A 21,809-nucleotide genomic window follows, 5' to 3' on the forward strand; every position below is an offset into this window, starting at 1 on the left:
TACGGCATCGCGCCGCATCGCGGGCTTGGCCGCAAGCGCCAGCCGTGCATAGCATGGCGTGATGAGCGATATCGACCAAAGCCATGACGACATACGCGACGCCGTCCGCAAGCTGTGCGGGGCGTTTCCAGGCAGCTATTGGCAGGCGCTGGATCGCGAGCGCGCCTATCCCACCGCCTTCGTGCAGGCGCTGAGCGAAGCGGGTTTCCTCTCCGTGCTGATCCCCGAAGCCTATGGCGGCTCGGGTCTCGGCATCGGTGCGGCCTGCGCGATCCTGGAGGAGGTGCACCGGTCGGGCTGCAACGGCGGGGCCTGCCACGCCCAGATGTACACGATGGGCACGCTGCTGCGGCACGGCAGCGCGGCGCAGAAGCAGCGCTATCTGCCCGAGATCGCACGTGGTGTGCTGCGTCTGCAGGCGTTCGGCGTGACCGAGCCGGACGCCGGCACCGACACCACCCGCATCACCACCTTCGCCAGGCGAGTGGGCGATCGCTATATCGTCAACGGCCGCAAGCTCTGGATCAGCCGCGCCGAGCATTCGGACCTGCTGCTGCTGCTTGCGCGCACGGCACCGCGCGAGGCAGAGGGTGCCCGGCCGAGCGACGGGATGAGCGTGTTCCTGATCGACATGCGCCAGGCGGTCGGCAACGGCCTCACCATCCGGCCGGTGCGCACCATGCTGAACCATGCGACGACCGAACTCAGCTTCGACGATCTCGAAGTGCCGGCGGACGCTCTGATCGGCGAGGAGGGGCAGGGCTTCCGCTACATTCTCTCGGGCATGAATGCCGAGCGGATCCTGATCGCATCCGAATGCATCGGCGACGGGCGTTTCTTCATCGAGCGCGCCTCGGCCTACGCGAAGGAGCGCCGCGTGTTCGGCCGCGCCATCGGTGAGAATCAGGCCGTGCAATTCCCGATCGCCCGTGCCCATGTTCAGATCAGCGCAGCGGCCGCTATGGTGGCGAAGGCGGCCGCGCTCTACGATGCGGGCGCGTCCTGCGGCACGGAGGCGAACATGGCCAAGCTGCTGGCATCGGAGGCGAGCTGGTTCGCGGCGGATATGTGCGTGCAGACCCATGGCGGCTTCGGTTTCGCCGAGGAATATGACATCGAGCGCAAATTCCGCGAGACGCGGCTCTACCAGGTCGCGCCGATCTCCACCAACCTGATCCTCAGCCATGTCGCCACGCATGTGCTGGGGCTGCCGAAATCCTTCTGATGCCGGGCGACGCATCCGAGCCGCTGGCCGGCCTGCTCGTCGTCAGCCTGGAGCAGGCGGTGGCCGCGCCGCTGTGCACCGCGCGGCTGGCGGACGCGGGCGCGCGGGTGATCAAGGTCGAGCGGCCGGACGGTGATTTCGCGCGCGGCTACGATCATCTTGTCAATGGCGGCAGCACCCATTTCAACTGGCTCAACCGTGGCAAGCAATCGGTGCGCCTCGATATCAAGGATGGGGGCGATGCGGCCCTGCTCCGTCGCATCGTCGCGCGGGCGGACGTGTTCGTTCAGAATCTCGCGCCCGGCGGCGCGGCGCGGGCGGGCTTCGGCTCGGCGGCGTTGCGGGCGGCCCACCCGCGCCTCGTGACCTGCGACATCTCGGGCTATGGCGAGGACGGTCCGATGCGCGATCGCAAGGCCTATGATCTGCTCGTCCAGTGCGAGACCGGGCTGGCGGCGATCACCGGATCGCCCGAGGGGCCTGGCCGTGTCGGCGTGTCGATCGCGGATCTCGCCTGCGGACTCAACGCCTATGGCGGCGTGCTGGAGGCGCTGCTGCGCCGGGACCGGACGGGAATCGGCAGCGGTGTTGCCGTATCGCTGTTCGATGGCCTCGCCGATCTGATGGCGGTACCGCTGCTCCATCATGATTATGGAGGTGCGGCGCCTGAGCGCGTCGGCATCGCCCATCCCAACATCACGCCTTATGGTGTCTTCCGGACCGCGAACGGCGAAGACGTGGTTCTCGCCATTCAGAACGAGCGCGAATGGCGCTCCTTTGCCGCGGACGTGCTGGGCGATCCGGGTTTCGCCGCCGATCCCCGTTATGACGGCAACTCGGCACGTATGGCCCATCGCGCCGAGGTCGACGGCCGCGTCGCGGCCGGGTGCGCCGCGCTGACGACCGAGGAGCTGATCGGCCGCTTGGAGGCCGCGCACATTGCCTTCGCGCGCGTCAACGACGTTGCCGGCCTGTCGCGCCATCCGCATCTGCGGCGGGTGGTCGCAAAAGGTCCGGAAGGTCCGGTCAATCTCCCTGCACCGCCGGTCCGCTGGTCCGATCGCCGGTCCGGCACCCGCCCGATCCCCGCGCTGGGCGAACATGACGCGGCGATCCGCGCGGAGTTCGCATAGCGGAGAGGCTCTGTCCGACTTTTCATGATCGGGATTGCAGCCCCGGCCTGCCGGGCCGCGCCGCGGCGCGACCTTTTCTCCTGTGCACATTGTTCAGTTTGCAGAAAGCCGTCGGGCCGTTCTGACCGGCCAGCAACGGTGCGCAACGCTGCAGATCATCCAGGGCATCACCGCGGAACGACCGCCGGGGATGGGGGAGAAGCTATGCGTAGGATATTGAGCGCCACCAGTTGTTTGACGCCCGTCGCACTCGCGACGCTGGCGCTGCCTGCCCATGCCGCCACGGTGACGATCACCGGCGCGCGGACGGCGGGCATCACCACCGCGACCGTAGCGAGCGGATCGACGTCCGACATCAGCATCTCGAGCAGCGGCAGCGTGACGCCGACCGTGTCGGGCGCGGCCGTCACGATCGACAGCGACAACAGCGTCGACAATGCCGGTTCCATCACCTTCACCGGCGTTGACGATGCGAGCGGCATCCTCGCCAATGACGGCGTCACCGCGACGATCACCAACAGCGGCACGATCACCGTCAGCGAGAGCTATACGCAGAGCGATTCCAACGGTGACGGCGTGGTCGACGGCGCCTTTGCCGAAGGATCGGACCGTTACGGCATCCGCACGCTCGGCGCCTTCACCGGCGATATCGCCAACAGCGGCACGATCACCGTCAAGGGCAACGACAGCGCGGGCATACTGCTCGGCGGCACGCTCACCGGCTCGCTGACCCAGTCTGGCACGATCACGGTCACGGGCGACAACAGCGTCGGCATCTCGGGCGGTGCGATCAGCGGCAATGTCGACATCACCGGCTCGGTATCGGCCACCGGCCTGAATGCGTCGGCGGTGGTGCTGGACGGGAATATCGGCGGCAGGCTCACCATCCAGAGCGCGCTCGGCTCGACCGGCTATACTTCGACGACGCTGCCGAGCAGCACCTCCTCGCTTGGTGCGGACAATCTGCTTCAAAACGGCCCGACCCTGTCGATCGCGGGCAGCGTGGCCGGCGGCGTGATCCTCACCGCAGCGACCAGCACGACGGATTCGAGCGGCAGCACGGTGACGACCACCGCGAGCAGCATCACCTCTTACGGCACCGGCGCCGCCGTCCAGATCGGCTCGGCCGCCAACGCCATCAGCATCGGCGCGCTGTCGGGCAACAGCAACGGCTACGGCTTCGAGATGGACGGCACCATCACGGCCAGCGGCGTCTATAGCGGCTATGCCACCCACGGGCTGGTGATCGGCGGCCTTGGCGGTACCGTCGACATCGCCGGTGGCGTCGGCATCACCGGCGCGATCACGGCGACGTCGAACGATGCGTCGGCGACGGCGATCGAGATCGGCAGCGGGGCCAGCGTGCCCGTGCTCGACATCTCGTCGACGGTCTCTGCCACCGGCGCAGTCGATTCCGGCCAGACCAACACCGCGGTCCGGATCGACGCGGGGGCCAGCGTGCCGACCGTGACCAACTCCGGCACGCTCAGCGCCTCTACCAGCGCGACGACCGTGAATGCGGACAATGTCGCGTTCGTCGACAAGTCCGGCACGGTCGCCTCCTTTACCAATAGAGGCACGATCACCGCGACCGGCGGCGTCACCAACACCGCCCTCGATTTCTCGGCATCCACGGCCGGTGTCAGCGTCACCCAGGCGGCACCGAGCAGCGGCAGCACCACGCCGTCGATCACCGGCGACATCCTGTTCGGCTCGGGCAACGACACACTGACCGTCAGCGACGGCACGGTGACCGGCAATGTGCGCTTCGGCGCCGGCACCAACAGCTTCGCCCTGTCCGGCAGCTCGACCTTCACTGGCGATGCGGATTTCGGCGGCAGCGGCAGCGGGGCGCTTTCGATCGGCAGCGGCTCGACCTTCACGGGAACGCTCGCCAACACCGGTGGCGTGGCTCTCGGCGTCGCCGGCGGCACGCTGACGCTGACCAATACCGGCACCGTCGCGCTCGGCTCCCTGTCCGTCACCAACGGCGGCACGCTGGGCGTGACGATCGACGGATCGACCGGATCGGCGACGCTCTACTCGGTGACGGGTGCGGCGAGCTTCGACACCGGATCGAAGCTCGCGCTGCATTTCCAGGATATCAACTACACCGCCGGCACCTATGCGGTGGTACAGGCCGGCAGCCTGAGCGGCACCGACAATATTTCCGTCACCAGCTCCGCCTTGCCCTATCTGTTCAAGACGGCGCTGAGCGATAATGCCTCCGCCGCCACCCTGACCCTCCACGTAACGCGCAAGACGGCGGGCGAGCTCGGCCTCAACCGCAACGAGAGCGCCGCCTATGAGCCGATCTTCGCGGCGATCTCCGGCGACAAGAATCTGGGCGACGCCTTCCTGAACCTCACCGATGCGGCCAGCTTCAAGAGCGCGCTGCGCACGCTGATGCCCGATTATGCCGGAGCCTCGTTCGACAGCGTCACCCTGGCGTCGCGGGCGAGCATGAACTGGCTCGCGGATCCGTCGGCGCCGGTCTACCAGGCAGGCCCCTGGGGCCTGTGGATCCAGCAGGTCGGCTGGCTGCACAGCAAGGCGATCGACGATACCGCCGGCTACCGGGTGGCGGGCTGGGGCATGGCGGGCGGCGGCGAGCGCTCGCTGGGCAAGTTCGGCCGCGTCGGCGTGTCGCTGGCCTATCTGGTCGGCACCACCAACGACAAGGACACGGCCAACAAGGTCACCAACAACCAATATGAGTTCGGCGGCTATTGGCGCAGCGACTGGGGCCGGCTGCACGCCTATGCGCGCGCCAACTATGCCTTCATCAGGTTCAAGAGCACGCGCAGCTTCACCGGCAGCGACGACGGCACGGATTTCACCCGCACCGCCGTCGGCCGCTGGAACGGCCGCCTGCTGAGCGGCGCGGCCGGCCTCTCCTACTCGGCGAATTTCGGCGCCTTCTCGCTGCGTCCGCAGGCCTCGATCGACTATTACCGCCTGTCCGAGGGCGGTTATGGCGACAAGGGCGGCGGAACCGGCATGGACCTGATCGTCGATTCGCGCCGCAGCCGGGAATTCGCGGCCAGCCAGGCGCTGGCGCTCGGCTATCGCATCTACGACGATGACGCCAATGACGGCGGCTATCTGCGCGCCGAACTGGAGGGCGGCCGGCGTGAAGTGATAAACGGCTCGCTCGGCGCGACCACTGCCGCCTTTGCCGGCGGCGATTCCTTCACGCTCACGCCGGACGCCCGCAAGGGCGCCTGGACCGGCGCGTTCCGGCTGAAGGGTGGCAACGGCGACTTCACCGTTTCCGGCGAGGTGGATGGTGAGCGCCAGCAGGGCACGACTGCGCTCGGCCTGCGCGTCGGGCTGCAAATGGCGCTCTGACCGGACTTGACGCTCCGCCGGCATGACGGTTCAGATTTCGCGCTGGACGCGTTAGCCTGATGACATGATCCCGATCCTCACCACCGCCCGTCTGACGCTCCGGTCTCCCAATCCCGACGACCTGGAGGCGAGCGCCGCTATGTGGGGCGATCCCGCCGTCTATGCCATGATCGGCGGGCGCTCCTTCGCGCGAGAGGAAGTGTGGCAGCGCCTCCTGCGCTATATCGGCCACTGGCAGACGGTCGGCTATGGCAGTTGGACGGTGATCGAGACGGCGAGCGGCCGCTATGCCGGCGAGGTCGGCCTCATGGATTCGCGCCGCGCCAGCGAACCCAGCTTCGAAGGCACGCCCGAGGCCGGGTGGGCACTCGCCCCCTGGGCGCATGGCCGCGGCTTTGCAGGCGAGGCGGTGGGCGCCATGCTCGATTGGGCGGACGAACAGGGGATTGCGCGCACGGTCTGCATCATCGATGCGGCCAACACGGCATCAGTCCGTGTGGCGGCGCGGGTCGGCTATCGCTTTCTGGCCACCGCCCGCTATCGAGACGCGCTGGTCGACCTCTATGAGCGGTTGCGCCCCGTCACGGCTTGAGCTCCCCGAGGGCTGCCGCCACAGTCCGGCCCGCTAGGAAGAGGGGCGAAGATATGGTGGAGGGTGCGCAAGCGGGTGGCGAAGCCGAGGTGCCGCTGCTGATCGACGCGGCCGATGTGCCGGAATGGGCGGCGGGCGCGGATCTGGTGATCATGGGCTTCGGCATGGCTGGCGCTTGTGCCGCGATCGAGGCGCGCGCGGCCGGCGCGTCGGTGATCCTCGTCGAGCGGACGAGCGGCTGCACCGGCAGCACCTCGGCCGCGGCCGGCCATTTCTATCTGGGCGGCGGCACCGCGGTGCAGAAGGCCTGCGGCTTCGAGGACAGCGCCAAGGAGATGGCGCGTTATCTCGAGGCGGTGGCGCTCGATCCGGACCTGGAGAAGATCCGCCTCTATGCCGACGGCAGCGTCGCCCATTTCGACTGGCTGGAGGCGCAGGGCGTGCCTTTCGACCGTAGCTTCTATCCGCAGAAGAATGTCGTCCAGCCCGGCCGGGACTGCCTGATCTGGACCGGCAACGAGCAGGTCTGGCCCTATCGCGATCAGGCCAGGCCTGCGCCGCGCGGCCACAAGGTGGCGTTCGACGGGGAGGAGGGCGGCGGTGCCCTGGCGCTGCGCATCCTTTCCGGACGCGCAGAAGCGGCCAGCGCCACGGTAATGGCTGACAGCAAGGTCGAGGCGCTGGTGCGCGAGGGGGGCCGCGTCGTCGGCGTCAGGGTGCGCCGCTTCGGCGAGACGAGCTATGTCCGCGCCGACAAGGCGGTACTGCTGGCGGCGGGCGGCTTCGGCCAGAATGCGGAGATGGTGGCCGAGCATGTGCCTGTCCTCGCCTCTGCCTATGTGCAGGGCAGCCCTTATGATGACGGCCTCGCCATCCGCCTGGGCACGGCGGCGGGCGGCGTGCCGATCCACATGGGGGAACCGTTCCTCACTTCGCCCTTCTATCCGCCCGAGCAGCTTCTCAAGGGCATCCTCGTGAATGGCGAGGGCCGGCGTTTCGTGGCGGAGGACAGCTACCACAGCCGTTCCGGCATCTTCTCCTCGCGCCAGCCGGGCGGGACCGTCTATCTGATCGTTGACAGCGCGATCTTCGCCTATCCTCACTTCGCCTCGCTCACCAACCAGAGCCTGATCGATGGTTTCGAGACGATTGCGGAGATGGAGGCGGGTCTGGGCCTGCCGGCGGGCAGCCTCCAGGCGACGATGGCGGCCTACAATGCTCATGCCGCCCAGGGCGAGGATCCCGAATTCCACAAATATCCGAAATGGCTCAAACCGCTCGACGAAGGCCCCTTCGCCGCCTTCGACCTGTCGTTCGGGCGCGCCGTCTATACCGGCTTCACCCTCGGCGGACTCAGCGTATCGGCCGACGGCCAGGTGCTGGACGGTACGGGCAGGCCGGTGCCGGGCCTCTATGCCGCGGGCGCCTGCGCCTCCAATATCGCGCAGGACAGCAATGGCTATGCCTCCGGAACCTGCCTCGGCGAAGCCTCCTTCTTCGGCCGCCGGGCCGGGCGCCATGCGGCGATGGCGTGAGATCGCGGCGGAGAGGATGAATCGTGGTGTCCGAAGCGATTGCCGAAATTCTCGCCCTTGATGCAGCGCGTGCCGATGCGCTGGTACGGATCGACATCGCCTTTCTCGATCGCATCACGAGCGAGGATTACACCCATGTCGAGAGCAGCGGGCATACGCGTACCAAGGCGGAGTTTCTGGATGGGCTGCGCGAAGGCGCATTCCGGTTCGAAACTTTCGCGATCGACGAGAATCATGTCCGCCTGTTCGGCGACACGGCGATCGTCACCGGCCGCTACCATAACGATATCCGCACGCCGGCCGGTCTGCAGCCGACCAAATATGCCCGTCACATCCGCGTTTATGTACGCAGGGGCGGGGCATGGCGGAACGTGGCGCATCAGGCGACCGAGGCGCCTCGGGATTGGAGCAGTTGATCCGATGTAATGGACCGACCGCACCAGCTTATCCAACGAATGCGACCTTCGGCATCGCGCTCCATTAAGCCCCGGTCGGTTGAAGGCGCGCCCAGATCGGCAGATGGTCGGATGCGCGCGTCGCCTTGGCGGAGTGATGCACGCCGGCCGAGAGGATGCGCAGGTCCGGCGTCACCATGATCCGGTCGAGGCAGGCGATCGGCCGGCGGCTGTGATAGCTGCGGCCGGTCTGCGCGAGATGGAAATCGGGCAGGAACTCGCGCAGGCAGCCGCCGTGCAGCGACCATTCGTTGAGGTCTCCCATCAGCACGGTCGGCAGCGGCCGGCGATAATGGCGCGCATGGGTGATCACCGCGCGCGCCTGGCGCCGCCGCCACAGGCCCGAGAGATCGAGGTGCATGCCGATGATGCGCAGCTCGGTGCCACGGATGCGGATGTCGGCGAGCACGGCGCCGCGCGGCTCGAGCATCGGAAGGTCCAGCGGCGCGCGATCCAGTATCTCGGCCGACTTGCGGATCAATATGGCGTTGCCGTGCCAGCCGATGCCACCCGGCCGCACGTCGAAGGGAACCGGCTTGAACGGGGTGTGATCGGTGAGATAGTCGAGTGGCAGCGCGCTCTGCCGCGTGCCGAAGCGTCGGTCGGCCTCCTGCAACGCGATGACGTCGGCATCGATTTCATGCAGCACGTCAATGATGCGGAAGGGATCGCGACGCCGGTCGGTGCCGATGCCCTTGCGCATATTGTAGCTTGCGACGGTGATCATGCCTGAGGCCCAACCCGGCATGGGGGCGTTGGTTGCGCTACCATTGGCCGCCCTGTGCGATCGCTTCGGCTTCGCCCGGTCGATCGGCGCGGCCGAGCGCGGCGTTGCGGTGCGGGAAGCGGCCGAAGCGGGCGATCATCGCGTGATGCTCGCGCGCATTGTCGAGCGAATTGTCGTCGCCCAGCGCCTCGAACAGCGCGAGCGACCAGAGCTGATCGGCCATTTCCTCGCTGTGCATGAAGGGCATGTAAACGAAGATACGCGGCGCGGCGGCGATCTCCCGGTCCAGGCCACGTGCCACCATCGCGCGGGCAACGGCGCGGGCGAGATCGTCGCTGGCGAAGGCGCGCGCGTCCTCGCGGAAGAGGTTGCGGCCATATTGGTCGAACAGCAGCACGGCTGCGAAAGCGCGCGATGCCGATCCCAGGAAGGCGTCCGCCGGCCGGTGTCGCTCGCGCTCCCAGAGCGTTGCGAAGCGATCGGCGATCGCTGCGTCGACGGTGGCCGAACGCGTCCACCAGCCCGCCGGCCCGACCTCGTCGAGCCAGAAATCGAGGATGCCGCGCGCCTCGGCCTCGTCCATGCCGGTCAGGCGGCGGTGCCGCCGACGGTGAGCCCTTCGATCAGCAGGGTCGGCTGACCGACGCCGGCCGGGACGGACTGGCCGCCCTTGCCGCAAATGCCGACGCCTTCGTCCAGCGCCATGTCGTTGCCGATCGCGCGGACCTTGGTGAGCACCGAGGGGCCGTCGCCGATCAGGGTTGCGCCCTTGATCGGGGCGCCGAGCTTGCCGTTCTCGATGCGATAGGCCTCGGTGCAGGAAAAGACGAACTTGCCGGAGGTGATGTCCACCTGGCCGCCGCCGAAACTCTTGGCGAAGATGCCGGACTTCGCGCGCGAGAGAATCTCGCCCGGATCGTCGTTGCCGCCGAGCATGAAGGTGTTGGTCATCCGCGGCATCGGCGCGTGGGCGAAGCTCTCCCGCCGGCCGTTGCCGGTCGGCGCGACGCCCATCAGCCGCGCATTGAGCCGATCCTGGATATAGCCCTTGAGGATGCCGTCCTCGATGAGCGTGGTCGCCTGGGTCGGTGTGCCCTCGTCGTCGATGGTCAGCGATCCGCGGCGGTCGGCGATCGATCCGTCGTCGAGGATGGTGACGCCGGGCGCGGCCACCCGCTCGCCGATGCGGCCGGAGAAGGCGGAGGTGCCCTTGCGGTTGAAATCGCCCTCCAGCCCATGGCCGATCGCCTCGTGCAGCAGCACGCCGGGCCAGCCCGGCCCGAGCACCACGGTCATCTCGCCGGCGGGCGCGGCGACCGATTCGAGGTTGATCAACGCCTGGGCCAGCGCCTCGTCGATCGCGCGGTTCCAGGTCGCCGGATCGAACAGCCGATCGTAGAGGTAGCGGCCGCCGAGGCCGAAGAAGCCGCTTTCGCGCCGGCCGTTCGATTCGACCACGATCGAGACGTTGAGCCGCACCAGCGGCCGCACGTCGAAGGCGACGAAGCCGTCGGGCCGCACGATCTCGACCACGCTCCACGATCCGGAGAGGCCCACCGTCACCTGCGCGACGCGCGGATCGCGCGCGCGGGCGGCGGCGTCCACCTCCTGGCAGAGCGCGACCTTGCGGGCGAAGGGGATGAGGCCGAGCGGATCGTCTCCGGTGTAGAGCGACGTGTTGGTCCGGCGTGGCGGGGCAGGGCGATCGCCCTTAGCCGGATCGAGCAGCGTCATCGTCTCGCCGGCTCGGCGGATCGCGGCTTCCGAAATCTCGTTGGCATGGGCGAAGGCGGTGGTCTCGCCCGACACGCCCCGCAGGCCGAAGCCGGCCTGGGTATTGAAGTCGGCCGTCTTCAGCCGGCCGTCGTCGAAGCCGAAGCTCTCCGAGGCGGTATATTGCAGATAGAGCTCGCCATCGTCGCAGCCCCTCAGCGTCTCGGCGGTGATGCGAAGCGCGCCATCGGGATCGAGCTGGCCATCGCGATAGAGGAAGCGGCGGGGATCGAGGATTATGCTCATACGGTCGATATAGGCGGGAGTTGGCGCTTTGGCAGCCCCCGTCGTCGGATCATTCCGTCCGCGATAGGCCGTGCCTAGTCCGATCGGAGTATGCGGCCGCAGCCGGGCGCGCTTATGCTCGGCCTGGCGGCCGACAGCAGAGAGGCCGCACCGAGAGGAGAGCGCATGTCCGAGACAGCCGCAACATCCAGCGAGGCCGCCGCCGGCTGTCCTTTCCACCGTTTTCTGGATTTCGACACATTCGCTGCAGGCACCCCCCGCGCCTATCTGGACGAGTTGCGCGAGGGGCATCGGATCCTGTGGGAGACGGACGACCATGCCACCGGAGGGCATTGGCTGCTCTTCCATCAAAGGGACATCGACCACGTCCTGCAGAGCCCCGATCTGTTCACCAATAATTTTGGGCCCATCCTGGACGATTTCCCGCCCGCTCTGCTCGCCGAGCAGCAGGAGAGCCTGACCTTCATGGATCCGCCGCGGCACCGGCAGTATCGCGCGCTGGTCGATTACGCCTTCCGTCCTGCGGCGATGCGCGCGCGAGAACCGATGATGCGCGCGCTGGCCACCGACATCCTCGATGCGGTGCTGCCGCGCGGGGAGTGCGAGTTCGTGAACGAGGTGGCGATGCAGTTCCCGATGCGCGTCATCTATGCGGTGCTCGGCGTGCGCGAGGAGGACTTCGCCTATGTCGCCGATCTCACCAACACTCTGACCCTCGCCGACGATCCCGAATTCGCCGAGAATCGCGAGGCCGGCTTCATCGCCTCGATGAAGCTCATGGAGTTCGGCGCCGCGCTTGCCGCCGACCATCGCGTCCACCCGCGTGAAAGCCTGACGATGGACGCGCTCGGTTCTGAAATAGAGGGCCGCTCACTCAGCGACGTCGAATATGGCCGCTTCTTCAACAATCTGATCGTCGGCGGGATGGAGACGACGCGCAACACGCTTGCCTGGGCGATGGTCGAGTTCATCCGCAATCCGGATCAATATGCGCTGCTGCAGGCCGATGCGGAGCTGGTCGTGGGCGCGGTGGAGGAGGTGCTGCGCTTCCGCAATCCGGTCGTCTATCTGCGCCGCACCGCGACGCGCGACCAGGAACTTGCCGGCCAGCGAATCGCGAAGGGCGACAAGGTGGTCTGCGTGCTCGGCTCTCCCAATCGCGATCCCGCCTTCTTCGCGGATCCCGGCCGGTTCGACATCCGTCGCGCGGTGCCCAACACGCGCCGTAACTACCGCACCTTCGGCGCGGGGCCGCATTATTGCCTGGGCATCCAGCAGGCGCGGTCCAACCTGACCGTGATGATCGGGGAAATGGCGCGCCGTATCCACAATCCGCGCCTCCTCGCCGAACCGCGCCATGCGCGCTCGATCTTCATGGACGGCTTCAAGGAGCTGCGCATCGCCTTCGATGCGGAGGAACGGTAGGCCGGAGTGACTCCGTCATCGGGGGGCATGCTGAAACGCGTTCAGCATGACCATCGATGCTTCCCCGGCCTCAGCAGGGGACGGGCGATCAGTGCGCCGCGGTCTCGTCCGCCGGGCCGCCGGCCAGCACGAAGCGGCGGTCGCAATAGCCGCAATCGGCATAACCCTTCTCATCGATCTCGATGAAGACGCGCGGGTGGCCGAGCGCGGCTCCCCCAGGGATGTCGCTGGCGCCGTCACAGGCGACGCGGGACGAGGTGGTGCGGACGATTTCGGGCGCGGGCTGCATGTGATTCGCCCTAGCGCAGCCGGGCCGGCTCATTCAAGCGGTCGCGCTGCGTTCAGGCGAGCAAATGCTCGGCGGATGCCTGCATCATCAGCGCCAGCACGGCGGCGGCCGCCGCCGCAACAAGCAGCGCCCGGCGCGAGCGGGGCAGGTGGTAGACGGCGTAGAACATCGCTCCGTCCTGCGCATCGGAAGTAAATGCGTGCTGAATTTTTGTGGTAAATCGTGGCTTTGCGCGCCGGCGCCTCGCGCCATAGCATGCGGATGAGCGAGAGCGGATGAATGCGCGCTGACTGGGCGTCGCTAAAGCGGCGCTTCCATCACCACGACTTCTCCCCTATGCGCGGGCCATGAGCGACGCGGCGATCAGCATCCAGGGGCTCTCCAAAATCTATGCGGGCGGCAAGCAGGCGCTGACGGACGTCAGCCTTGACGTGCCGCGCGGCCAGATTTTCGGGCTTCTCGGCCCCAATGGCGCGGGCAAGTCCACTCTTATCAACATCCTGGCCGGCATGGTGCGCAAGACCTCGGGCACGGTCTCGATCTGGGGCTTCGACATCGATGCCGATCCGCGCAACGCCAAGGCATCGATCGGCATCGTGCCGCAGGAAATCCTGTTCGATCCCTTCTTCACGCCGTTCGAGGCGCTGGAGATCCAGGGCGGCCTTTACGGCGTCAAGCCGGCGCAGCGCCGTTCGATGGAGCTGCTGCGCGCCGTGCATCTCGAGGACAAGGCGCACGCCTATGCGCGGACTCTTTCGGGAGGCATGAAGCGTCGGCTGATGGTGGCCAAGGCGATGGTCCACACCCCGCCCGTGCTGGTGCTCGACGAACCGACCGCCGGCGTCGACATCCAGCTGCGTCAGCAGCTCTGGGCCTATGTGCGCGAGCTGAACGAGGGCGGCGTCACCGTGGTGCTGACCACCCATTATCTCGAGGAAGCCGAGGAGCTGTGCGACCGCATCGCGATCATCAACCACGGCAGGGTGATCGCCAACGAGACCACGCGCACGCTGGTCGGCATGGCGCAGGAGAAGGCGGTGGAGGTCACGGTCGACCGTGACCTCGCCCAGGCGCCCGCCGCAGCCTGCTTCGAGAAGATCGAGCTCAAGGGCGAACGCACCGTCGTCGTCACCTACAACAAGCAGAAGGTGAATGCCGGCGAGGTGCTGGCCGCGCTGCAGGCGGAAGGGCTCGGCATCGTCGACGTCTCGACGCGCGAGGCGGACCTGGAGGACGTGTTCCTCAATCTCACCCGCGCCGCGGCCTGATTTCGCTCTTATCGTGAGTGGAAGCGCTCAATTGCACCCACTGCACTCCCGTAACAATTCCGTCGCACTTGCCCTCGGGGGCCGCGCCGCCTAGCTACCGCGGCATTCGGAGCTCGGGCACAGGGCAGGTGAGGATTGGCCAGCGTCGCGCATACCCATGACGTCCTGATCGTCGGATCGGGCGCAGCCGGCCTCACCGCCGCGCTCAACCTCGCCGATCGCTTCCGCGTCGTCGTGCTCGCCAAGGGCAAGCTTTCGGACGGGTCGACTGCCTGGGCACAGGGTGGCATCGCCGCCGTGCTGGAAGAGGGCGACACCTTCGAAAGCCACATCGAAGATACGATGATCGCCGGCGCGGGGCTCAACAACCGCAAGACGGTGGAGTATGTCGTCGAGAATGCTCCTGCCGCGATCGAGCGGCTGGCGCAGCTCGGCGTGCCGTTCAATGAAGGCGACACCGAGCGCTGGCATCTGACGCGCGAGGGCGGGCACAGCCATCGCCGCATCGTCCATGTCGACGACGCCACCGGCTGGGCGGTGCAGCAGGCGCTCGAAAAGGCGGCCGAGGCGCATCCCAACATCACGCTCGTGCCCGACATGGCGGCGATCGATCTCGTCACCGGGCGGCACGGCCGGCGCTATTCGGGCGAGGGCCATGTGTGGGGCGTCTATGCGCTCAACCGGCGGACCGATCGCGTCGAACTGTTCACCGCGCGCGCGACGATCCTGGCGACCGGTGGGGCGGGGCGCACCTACCTCTATTCAACGGCCCCGCGCGGCGCGACCGGCGACGGCATCGCCATGGCGTGGCGCGCCGGTTGCCGCGTGTCCAACATGGAGATGATGCAGTTCCACCCGACCTGCCTCTACAATCTCGAGGTCAAGAATTTCCTGATCACCGAGGCGGTGCGCGGCGAGGGCGGCCAGCTCAAATTGCCCGGCTCCGGCCACCGCTTCATGCCCGATTTCGATCCGCGCGCCGAGCTCGCTCCGCGCGACGTGGTCGCCCGTGCGATCGACCATGAGATCAAGCGGCTCGGCCTCGACTATGTCCATCTCGACATCAGCCACCGGCCGCCCGAGTTCGTGAAGGAGCATTTTCCGAACATCTACACCAAGCTGATCGGGCTCGGCATCGACATCACCAGGGAGCCGATCCCGGTGGTCCCCGCGCAGCATTATACCTGCGGCGGCATCATCGTGGACCTCAAAGGCCGCACCGACCTGCCCGGCCTCTACGCGGTGGGCGAATGCACCCAGTCCGGCCTGCACGGCGCGAACCGGCTCGCGTCCAACTCGCTGCTCGAATGCTTCGTGTTCGGCGAGGCGGCCGCAGCCCATATCGGCCGTCATTGGGACGAGCTGCCCGAGCCGCCGCCGATTCGCGGCTGGGACGAGAGCCGCGTCACCGATTCGGACGAGGAGGTGATCGTGCAGCATAATTGGCGCGAGATACGCCGATTCATGTGGGACTATGTCGGCATCGTGCGCACCACCAAGCGGCTGGAGCGCGCGCACCACCGCATCCGCCTGCTGCGCCGCGAGGTCGAGGATTATTACGGCAATTTCCGCGTCACCGCGGACCTGATCGAGCTGCGCAACCTGATCGAGGTGGCGGACCTCATCGTCCGCTCGGCGCTGCGCCGCAAGGAGAGCCGGGGGCTGCACTACACGCTGGATTATCCGAACATGCTGCTCGACGCGCAGGATACGGTCCTGACGCCGTGACAACGTCGCCCCTGCGAAGGGCAGGGCGACGTTTGGTCCGTTGGTGCGGTTACCAGCGCCGGCCTGAAGCAAGCGTGGGAAAACTGGCTGAATTCCGGCCGGAAACGGCCTTGCCATATGAACCGATCGCTTAACATTTGTGCAGAACCGGCCCTCCGTGGCCGCGTGTGACGCGAAGCGCTTTCCCGCCGCACGATCAGGCTCTAGATACGCGCGATGGCTTCGAACCATCTCTATCTCGTCGACGGCTCCGGCTACATCTTCCGCGCCTATCACCGGCTCCCGCCGCTAACCAACGTGCGTGGCGAACCGGTGGGCGCCGTCTATGGCTTCACCACGATGCTCTGGAAGCTGGTCGACGAGCTCAACAAGGCGGATGGGCCGACCCATCTCGCGGTGATCTTCGATGCATCCTCGAAGAGCTTCCGCAACGAGATGTATGATCAGTACAAGGCGCACCGGCCGCCGCCGCCTGAGGATCTCGTTCCGCAATTTCCGCTGATCCGGGTCGCGACGCGGGCCTTCTCCGTGCCCTGCATCGAGGAAGAGGGGTTGGAGGCCGACGACATCATAGCCTGCTATGCCGAGGCCGCGCTGGCCGAGGGCTGGCAGGTGACGATCGTCTCCTCAGACAAGGATCTGATGCAGCTCGTCCGCCCCGGGCTCGACCTGCTCGACACCATGGCCAACAAGCGCATCGGGCGCGACGAGGTTATCGAGAAGTGGGGCGTCCCGCCCGAGCAGCTGGGCGAGGTGCTCGGCCTGATGGGCGACAGCGTCGACAATGTGCCGGGCGTCCCCGGCATCGGCCCCAAGACCGCGGCGCAGCTCATCCAGCAGTTCGGCGACGTCGCGACCGTCCTCGCCTCGGTCGACCAGATCAAGAAGCCCAAGCTCAAACAGTCGCTGATCGACCATGCCGACAATGCCCGGCTCAGCCGTGAGCTCGTCCGCCTCAAATGCGATGCGCCGCTGCCCGAGCCGCTTGCCGATCTCGCCCTCAAGGGCCTTCCGCCCGAGCCGCTGCGCGCCTTTCTCGAGGATCAGGGCTTCAAGTCGCTGCTGCTCAAGGTCGGCGGTCCCGCTGCCGGCGGCGCAAAATCCGCGGCCGGAGCACCTGCCCCGGCTCCCTCGCCGCCGCCCGAGGACGAGCCGCCCTTCGATCACAAGGCCTATGAGGCGGTGACGAGCGAGGAGGCGCTGGATCGCTGGATCGCCGCATGCCGCGCCGTCGGCACGATCGCGGTCGATACCGAGACCGACAGCAAGGATTGCGTGCGCGCCACGCTGGTCGGCATCAGCCTCAGCCATGCGCCCGGCATGGGCTGCTACATCCCGATCGCCCATAGCGGTGACGGGCTGCTGAGCGCACCGCCGGAACAGCTGCCGCGCGATCTCGTTCTGGCGAAGGTGAAGCCGCTCCTCGAGGATCCGGCAATCCTCAAGATCGGCCAGAACCTGAAATATGACCTGATCATGTTCCGCCGCAACGGCATCGACGTCGCGCCTTATGACGACACGATGCTGTTGAGCTACGCGCTCGACGCCGGCCTCCACAATCATGGCATGGACGAGCTCAGCGAGCTGCACATCGGCCACCGTCCGATCGCGTTCAAGGATGTGGCAGGCAGCGGCAAGTCGCAGCTCACCTTCGACAAGGTGCCGCTCGACAAGGCGACCGAATATGCCGCCGAGGATGCGGACGTCACGCTGCGGCTGTGGAAGAAGCTCCGCCCGCGTCTCGCGCGCGAGGCTGCGACGCGCGTCTATGAGCTGGTGGATCGCCCGCTCGTGCCCGTGCTCGCCGAGATGGAGCGCGCCGGCATCAAGGTCGACCGCGAGGAGTTGTCGCGGCTTTCCGCCGAGTTCGCCGGCGAGATGATGCGCCTCGAAGGCGAGATTCATGGCATCGCGGGCGGCCCCTTCACCATCGGCAGTCCCAAGCAGCTCGGCGAGGTGCTGTTCGAGCGGATGGGCCTGAAGGGCGGGCGCAAGGGCAAGACCGGCGTCTATTCGACCGACGTGACCGAGCTGGAGCGGATTGCCGCCGCCAAGGACGGCAGCCCCGGCGTGGAGATCGCCGCCAAGGTGCTGGAATGGCGGCAGGTCTCCAAGCTCAAGAGCACCTATACCGACGCACTCCAGGCGCAGATCAATCCGGCCAGCGGGCGCGTGCACACCAGCTTCAGCATGGCGGTGGCGGCGACCGGCCGGCTCGCGTCGACCGATCCCAACCTGCAGAATATCCCGATCCGCACCGAGGTCGGCCGCCGCATCCGCGACGCGTTCGTCGCGGAACCGGGCAATGTGCTGCTCTCGGCCGATTACAGCCAGATCGAGCTGCGCCTCGCCGCGCACATGGCGGACGTGCCGGCGCTCAAGGATGCGTTTGCGCGGGGCAACGACATCCACTCGATGACCGCGATGGAGCTGTTCGGCGAGGTCAACCGCGATACGCGCGGCCGCGCCAAGACGATCAACTTCTCGATCCTCTACGGCATTTCGCGCTGGGGACTGGGCGGCCGGCTCGGCATCACTGCCGACGAAGCGCAGGGAATGATCGACCGCTATTTCGAACGCTTCCCCGGCATCAACCGCTACATCGCCGAGACGCTGACCCATGCGCGCGAGCAGGGCTATGTCTCGACCTTGTTCGGCCGCAAGACGCATTTCCCGCGCATCCGCTCGGCCAACCAGTCCGAGCGGCAGGGCAGCGAGCGCGCCGCGATCAACGCGCCGATCCAGGGCACGAGCGCGGACATCATCAAGCGCGCGATGGTGCGCATGGGCCCCGCGCTCGCCGCGGCGGGCCTTCCCAATGTGCGCATGCTGCTGCAAGTACATGACGAGCTGGTGTTCGAACTGGCCGAAGGGGATGTCGAGGCTGCGAGCGCGGTGATCCGCCAGGTGATGGCGGGCGCCGCGGAACCTGCGGTGACGCTCAGCGTCCCGCTCGACGTCGAGATCGGCACCGGACGAAGCTGGGGCGCCGCACATTGAGCGCATCGCCTGACGTCACCGAGCCCGGTGGCGACATCAAGGCGCTCGCCGCCGGCGGGCGCACGAATTTTTTCGGCTTCCTGATCCGGCTGGCGGCGCGGCTGCCCTTCCTGTTCATCGCCGGCCGCATCTATGGCGCCGACGCGCTCGGCCGTTTCGCGCTGGCGACGATCACCATCGAGTTCGCGGCGCAGCTCGCCACGCTCGGCCTCAAGCGCGGTCTGGCGCAGCAGCTCGCCCGGACGTCCAGCCCGCATGTCCATGTGGTATGGGACGGGATGCTCGTCGGCATGGCGGGATCGGCGGTCGCGGCGACGGTGCTGATCTTCCTGCCCGGCCTCATGTTCCCGAACAGCCAGATCAACGGGCTCGACTGGCTGCTGCCGCTCACCATTTTCGGTTGGGTGGGATCGGATATCGCGCTCGCAGCGCTCGCCTATCGCGGCGATATCGGCGCGACGGTGAAGGCGCGGGCGATCGTCGAACCCTGGACGATCAGCATCGGCGCCGCGCTGCTCGCTTTCTATTCCCATCGCGATGGCCTGATCCTGGCCTATGTGCTCTCCACCATCGCGGCGCTGATCGCCTCGATCGTGCCGCTGATGCGCAGCTATGGCTGGCCCTCCGGCTGGCGGCCCGAGCCGCTGCACCTCGCCCGGATCGCGTTGCGCAACCTGCCACTCGCGGGCGCCGACGCGATCGAATGGGGATCGCGCCGGCTGGATATCTACATTCTCGGGCGTTTCTTCCTGCCGGACATCGTGGGCATCTATTATGTCGCGCAACAGGTCGCCTCGCTGCCGCAGAAGCTCAAGACCAGCTTCGATCCGATATTGGGGCCGGTGATCACCCAGAATCTGGAGGAGGGCAACAAGCTGGCGGTCGCCAGGCAGGTCCGCCAGGTCGGCTTCTGGATCATCGCTGCGCAGCTCGGCATCGCGCTGGCGCTCGGCATTCCGGGCAAGGCTGTGATGGGACTGGTCGGCCCCAGCTTCGTTACCGGTACGGCGGCGCTCGCCTTCCTGCTCGCCGCGGAGGCGATCGCGGCGACGGCGGCGGTCAGCGAGGCGGCGCTCATCTATGTCGCGCGGCTGCGCAACCTGCTGATCTCCTGCGCGATGATCGTCGTGCAGATCGTGGTGTCGATCGCGCTGATCTACGTAATCCGCGATTTCATGCCCGAATATCAGGCGATGGACCTGCCGGCGCCGGGGCCGGGCGGGTTCGGCAACGATCCGGTCTCTGCCGCGGGCGTGGCGATCGGCCTCATGGTGGCGCTCGCCTTCGCCTCGGTGTTGAAGGCGCGTCTGCTCTCCAGGCTGCTCGGCGGCCGCGTCTCGGGCTGGCGCTGGGCCTTGGTGCCGGCGACGGCGGCGGCGCTGGTCGTCGGCGCCGTGGCGACCCTGCTGCCCGAATGGCTGGAGCTCGGCCTCGGCGTGCCGCTGATCCTGGCCGCCTATGGCGTGGTCGTCTGGTATCGCGGCTTCGGCCATGAGGATCGCGAGCTGTTCCGCATGCGCAAGAAGGACGGCGACGAGCCCGTGGCCGCCAAGGCCTGACGACGCCGTGGCGCCGGCTCGCACCAAGCTTTATTTCGACGGCGGCTGCCGGCCCAATCCCGGCCCGATGGAGACCGCTGTGGTGGTGCGCGGCACGAGCCATGTCCGCACCGATCTCGGTATCGGCGGCAGCAGCGAGGCGGAGTGGCTGGCGCTGGTCCACGCTGCGGAGACGGCGATCGCGCTCGGGCTGGTCGACGTCTCGTTCATCGGCGATTCGCTGCTGGTGATCCGTCAGGCGAGCAGAGCCTGGAAATGCCGCGCGCCCGAACTGCGCCTGCATGCGCAGCGCTTCGCCGCACTCACGCTCCGGCTCGGGCGGTTCGGCCTGCGCCATGTGCCGCGCTCGAGGAATCTCGCGGGCATCGCGCTGGCGCGGCGGCACGCAGGGCTCGGCGTGGTATGACGCCCACGGTGATCCTTGCCGTCGACAATCTTTAGCATCGATATGCCCTTTCCCCCCGTCCAGCCCAAGCGACGGAAAATGATCAGGCCGTCGGCAGCGCCATCATCTCCCGTGACACCTCAAGGAAGCGCGTGACGGTCGGCCTGCTGTCATCGGTGCGCCAGCACAGGCCCGTCTCCAGCATCGGCGTCGGGCCGGCGAGGTCGACATAGGCGACGCCGGTTCGCGAAAGGTTGCGCAGCGAGGCGGGGACGAGCGCGATGCCCATGCCGGCCGAGACGAGGCTGATGATCGTCTGCATCTGGATGGCCTCCTGCGCGATCCGCGCGCGGCCGCCATGTGCGGCGTAATAGCCGGTGACGAGATCGTGGAAGGCGGGTGCGCTCTGCCGCGGAAAGAGGATCAGCGGCGCGCCGGTCACCGCCTCCGGCGCCAGCCGCCCCGCTCCGTCCGGCCGCATCTGTCCCTCCGCGATCCAGCTTTCGGGTACTGCCGCGACCAGCGGCTCCGTCACCAGCGGCAGATAGGCGAGCGGATCGGGAAAGGCGGCGGCCGGCGGCGGGATGACGAGGCCGACATCGCCCTTGCCCTCGGCCAGCGCGGCGATCTGCACGTCGCTCGTCGCCTCCGTCAGCGTGATCGCGACGTCCGGGAAGGCGGTGGCGTAGCGGCGCACCAGCTCCGGCAGGATGCCATAGTCTGCGGTGCTGACGAAGCTGAGCGCGAGCTGACCGCTGATTCCCTCGCGCAGCCGGCGGGCAGTCTCAGGCAGCGCCACCATCCCATCCAGTACCGTGCGGACATGCGGCAGCAGCGCGACGGCGAACGGGGTCAGCGCCACGCTGCGCTTGGTGCGCTCGAACAGCGGCGCGCCCAGCTCCCGCTCCAGCGCCATGATCGACTGGCTGAGCGGCGGCTGCGTCATGCCCAGCATCTCGGCAGCCTGGCCGAAATGCAGCGTCTGGGCGACCGCCGCGAAATGGCGGAGCTGGCGGATGTCCATATCTGATATCCTCTGCGACCTAATTAGGGCAGAGTAATATATTTCCCCTTGATCGCGAAGCGGGCTATCTCCGCCGTCAAAGCAACGGGCCCCA

At 67.5% G+C, this 21,809-nt stretch carries 17 protein-coding genes; 12 read left to right on the forward strand and 5 right to left on the reverse strand.

Translation table 11 applies throughout. The annotated features are described in order from the left end of the window. Positions 1-61 precede the first annotated feature (61 nt). From GQY20_RS04380 to GQY20_RS04405, 6 genes are all read left to right on the forward strand, one after another. Entirely contained in the window at positions 62-1,225 is a 1,164-nt protein-coding gene (locus GQY20_RS04380) for an acyl-CoA dehydrogenase family protein (RefSeq protein WP_157215778.1), read from the forward strand. Then, positions 1,225-2,358, forward strand: coding sequence for a CaiB/BaiF CoA transferase family protein (locus tag GQY20_RS04385; RefSeq protein ID WP_157215779.1), 1,134 nt, complete (start codon positions 1,225-1,227; stop codon positions 2,356-2,358). Before GQY20_RS04380 ends, GQY20_RS04385 begins: the two co-directional genes overlap by 1 nt. Positions 2,359-2,562: 204 nt before the next feature. After that, positions 2,563-5,709: an autotransporter outer membrane beta-barrel domain-containing protein gene (locus GQY20_RS04390; RefSeq protein ID WP_157215780.1), complete on the forward strand. Its 3,147-nt coding sequence runs from the start codon at positions 2,563-2,565 to the stop codon at positions 5,707-5,709. Between the two features lie 64 nt (positions 5,710-5,773). Continuing rightward, positions 5,774-6,301, forward strand: coding sequence for a GNAT family N-acetyltransferase (locus tag GQY20_RS04395; RefSeq protein ID WP_157215781.1), 528 nt, complete (start codon positions 5,774-5,776; stop codon positions 6,299-6,301). A 53-nt stretch (positions 6,302-6,354) separates the two neighbouring features. Beyond that, a complete protein-coding gene (locus tag GQY20_RS04400; RefSeq protein WP_157215782.1) occupies positions 6,355-7,836 on the forward strand; it encodes an FAD-binding protein in 1,482 nt (493 codons plus the stop codon). A gap of 26 nt (positions 7,837-7,862) precedes the next feature. Next, positions 7,863-8,252: a nuclear transport factor 2 family protein gene (locus GQY20_RS04405; RefSeq protein ID WP_157215783.1), complete on the forward strand. Its 390-nt coding sequence runs from the start codon at positions 7,863-7,865 to the stop codon at positions 8,250-8,252. 64 nt (positions 8,253-8,316) lie between these two features. Here GQY20_RS04405 and GQY20_RS04410 read toward each other — a convergent pair whose 3' ends face one another. Genes GQY20_RS04410 through tldD form a run of 3 tightly spaced genes read right to left on the reverse strand, consistent with a single transcriptional unit; the run spans position 8,317 to position 11,037 of the window. Further along, a complete protein-coding gene (locus tag GQY20_RS04410; protein WP_157215784.1) occupies positions 8,317-9,018 on the reverse strand; it encodes an endonuclease/exonuclease/phosphatase family protein in 702 nt (233 codons plus the stop codon). A gap of 37 nt (positions 9,019-9,055) precedes the next feature. Beyond that, positions 9,056-9,601 (reverse strand): DUF924 family protein, encoded by a 546-nt coding sequence (locus GQY20_RS04415; protein ID WP_157215785.1) that lies wholly within the window; start codon positions 9,599-9,601, stop codon positions 9,056-9,058. A gap of 5 nt (positions 9,602-9,606) precedes the next feature. Next, entirely contained in the window at positions 9,607-11,037 is a 1,431-nt protein-coding gene (gene tldD / locus GQY20_RS04420) for a metalloprotease TldD (RefSeq protein WP_157215786.1), read from the reverse strand. Positions 11,038-11,202: 165 nt separating this feature from the next. Between tldD and GQY20_RS04425 the strand changes: the two genes are divergently transcribed. Further along, a complete protein-coding gene (locus GQY20_RS04425; protein WP_157215787.1) occupies positions 11,203-12,462 on the forward strand; it encodes a cytochrome P450 in 1,260 nt (419 codons plus the stop codon). Positions 12,463-12,550: 88 nt separating this feature from the next. Here GQY20_RS04425 and GQY20_RS04430 read toward each other — a convergent pair whose 3' ends face one another. Beyond that, positions 12,551-12,751 (reverse strand): zinc-finger domain-containing protein, encoded by a 201-nt coding sequence (locus tag GQY20_RS04430; RefSeq protein WP_157215788.1) that lies wholly within the window; start codon positions 12,749-12,751, stop codon positions 12,551-12,553. A 347-nt stretch (positions 12,752-13,098) separates the two neighbouring features. Here GQY20_RS04430 and GQY20_RS04435 point away from each other — a divergent pair, with 347 nt between their 5' ends. From GQY20_RS04435 to GQY20_RS04455, 5 genes are all read left to right on the forward strand, one after another. Next, positions 13,099-14,019, forward strand: coding sequence for an ABC transporter ATP-binding protein (locus GQY20_RS04435; RefSeq protein ID WP_157215789.1), 921 nt, complete (start codon positions 13,099-13,101; stop codon positions 14,017-14,019). Positions 14,020-14,154: 135 nt separating this feature from the next. Next, complete coding sequence (gene nadB / locus GQY20_RS04440) at positions 14,155-15,747, forward strand: L-aspartate oxidase (protein ID WP_157215790.1); 1,593 nt, start codon at positions 14,155-14,157, stop codon at positions 15,745-15,747. 216 nt (positions 15,748-15,963) lie between these two features. Continuing rightward, a complete protein-coding gene (gene polA / locus GQY20_RS04445) occupies positions 15,964-18,747 on the forward strand; it encodes a DNA polymerase I (protein WP_157215791.1) in 2,784 nt (927 codons plus the stop codon). Next, positions 18,744-20,306 carry a lipopolysaccharide biosynthesis protein gene (locus tag GQY20_RS04450; protein WP_157215792.1) on the forward strand — a complete coding sequence of 521 codons (1,563 nt, stop codon included), beginning with the start codon at positions 18,744-18,746 and terminating at the stop codon, positions 20,304-20,306. Before polA ends, GQY20_RS04450 begins: the two co-directional genes overlap by 4 nt. Positions 20,307-20,313: 7 nt before the next feature. Beyond that, positions 20,314-20,712 (forward strand): reverse transcriptase-like protein, encoded by a 399-nt coding sequence (locus GQY20_RS04455; protein ID WP_232475878.1) that lies wholly within the window; start codon positions 20,314-20,316, stop codon positions 20,710-20,712. Between the two features lie 82 nt (positions 20,713-20,794). On the opposite strand, the gene GQY20_RS04460 is transcribed toward GQY20_RS04455, so the two are convergent. Next, positions 20,795-21,715: a LysR family transcriptional regulator gene (locus GQY20_RS04460; protein WP_157215794.1), complete on the reverse strand. Its 921-nt coding sequence runs from the start codon at positions 21,713-21,715 to the stop codon at positions 20,795-20,797. Between the last annotated feature and the right edge of the window lie 94 nt (positions 21,716-21,809).

The organism is Flavisphingomonas formosensis, from assembly GCF_009755815.1.
In the GTDB taxonomy this organism is placed as follows: Bacteria; Pseudomonadota; Alphaproteobacteria; order Sphingomonadales; family Sphingomonadaceae; genus Flavisphingomonas; species Flavisphingomonas formosensis.

Bases quoted from the DNA above. Each gene is read 5' to 3' on its own strand.
- GQY20_RS04395 (WP_157215781.1), top strand. From the start codon at position 5,774: ATGATCCCGATCCTCACCACCGCCCGTCTGACGCTCCGGTCTCCCAAT.
- GQY20_RS04435 (WP_157215789.1), top strand. From the start codon at position 13,099: ATGAGCGACGCGGCGATCAGCATCCAGGGGCTCTCCAAAATCTATGCG.
- polA (WP_157215791.1), top strand. From the start codon at position 15,964: ATGGCTTCGAACCATCTCTATCTCGTCGACGGCTCCGGCTACATCTTC.
- GQY20_RS04460 (WP_157215794.1), bottom strand. From the start codon at position 21,715: ATGGACATCCGCCAGCTCCGCCATTTCGCGGCGGTCGCCCAGACGCTG.
- GQY20_RS04425 (WP_157215787.1), top strand. From the start codon at position 11,203: ATGTCCGAGACAGCCGCAACATCCAGCGAGGCCGCCGCCGGCTGTCCT.
- GQY20_RS04410 (WP_157215784.1), bottom strand. From the start codon at position 9,018: ATGATCACCGTCGCAAGCTACAATATGCGCAAGGGCATCGGCACCGAC.
- GQY20_RS04385 (WP_157215779.1), top strand. From the start codon at position 1,225: ATGCCGGGCGACGCATCCGAGCCGCTGGCCGGCCTGCTCGTCGTCAGC.
- GQY20_RS04390 (WP_157215780.1), top strand. From the start codon at position 2,563: ATGCGTAGGATATTGAGCGCCACCAGTTGTTTGACGCCCGTCGCACTC.
- GQY20_RS04380 (WP_157215778.1), top strand. From the start codon at position 62: ATGAGCGATATCGACCAAAGCCATGACGACATACGCGACGCCGTCCGC.
- GQY20_RS04415 (WP_157215785.1), bottom strand. From the start codon at position 9,601: ATGGACGAGGCCGAGGCGCGCGGCATCCTCGATTTCTGGCTCGACGAG.
- GQY20_RS04400 (WP_157215782.1), top strand. From the start codon at position 6,355: ATGGTGGAGGGTGCGCAAGCGGGTGGCGAAGCCGAGGTGCCGCTGCTG.
- GQY20_RS04430 (WP_157215788.1), bottom strand. From the start codon at position 12,751: ATGCAGCCCGCGCCCGAAATCGTCCGCACCACCTCGTCCCGCGTCGCC.
- tldD (WP_157215786.1), bottom strand. From the start codon at position 11,037: ATGAGCATAATCCTCGATCCCCGCCGCTTCCTCTATCGCGATGGCCAG.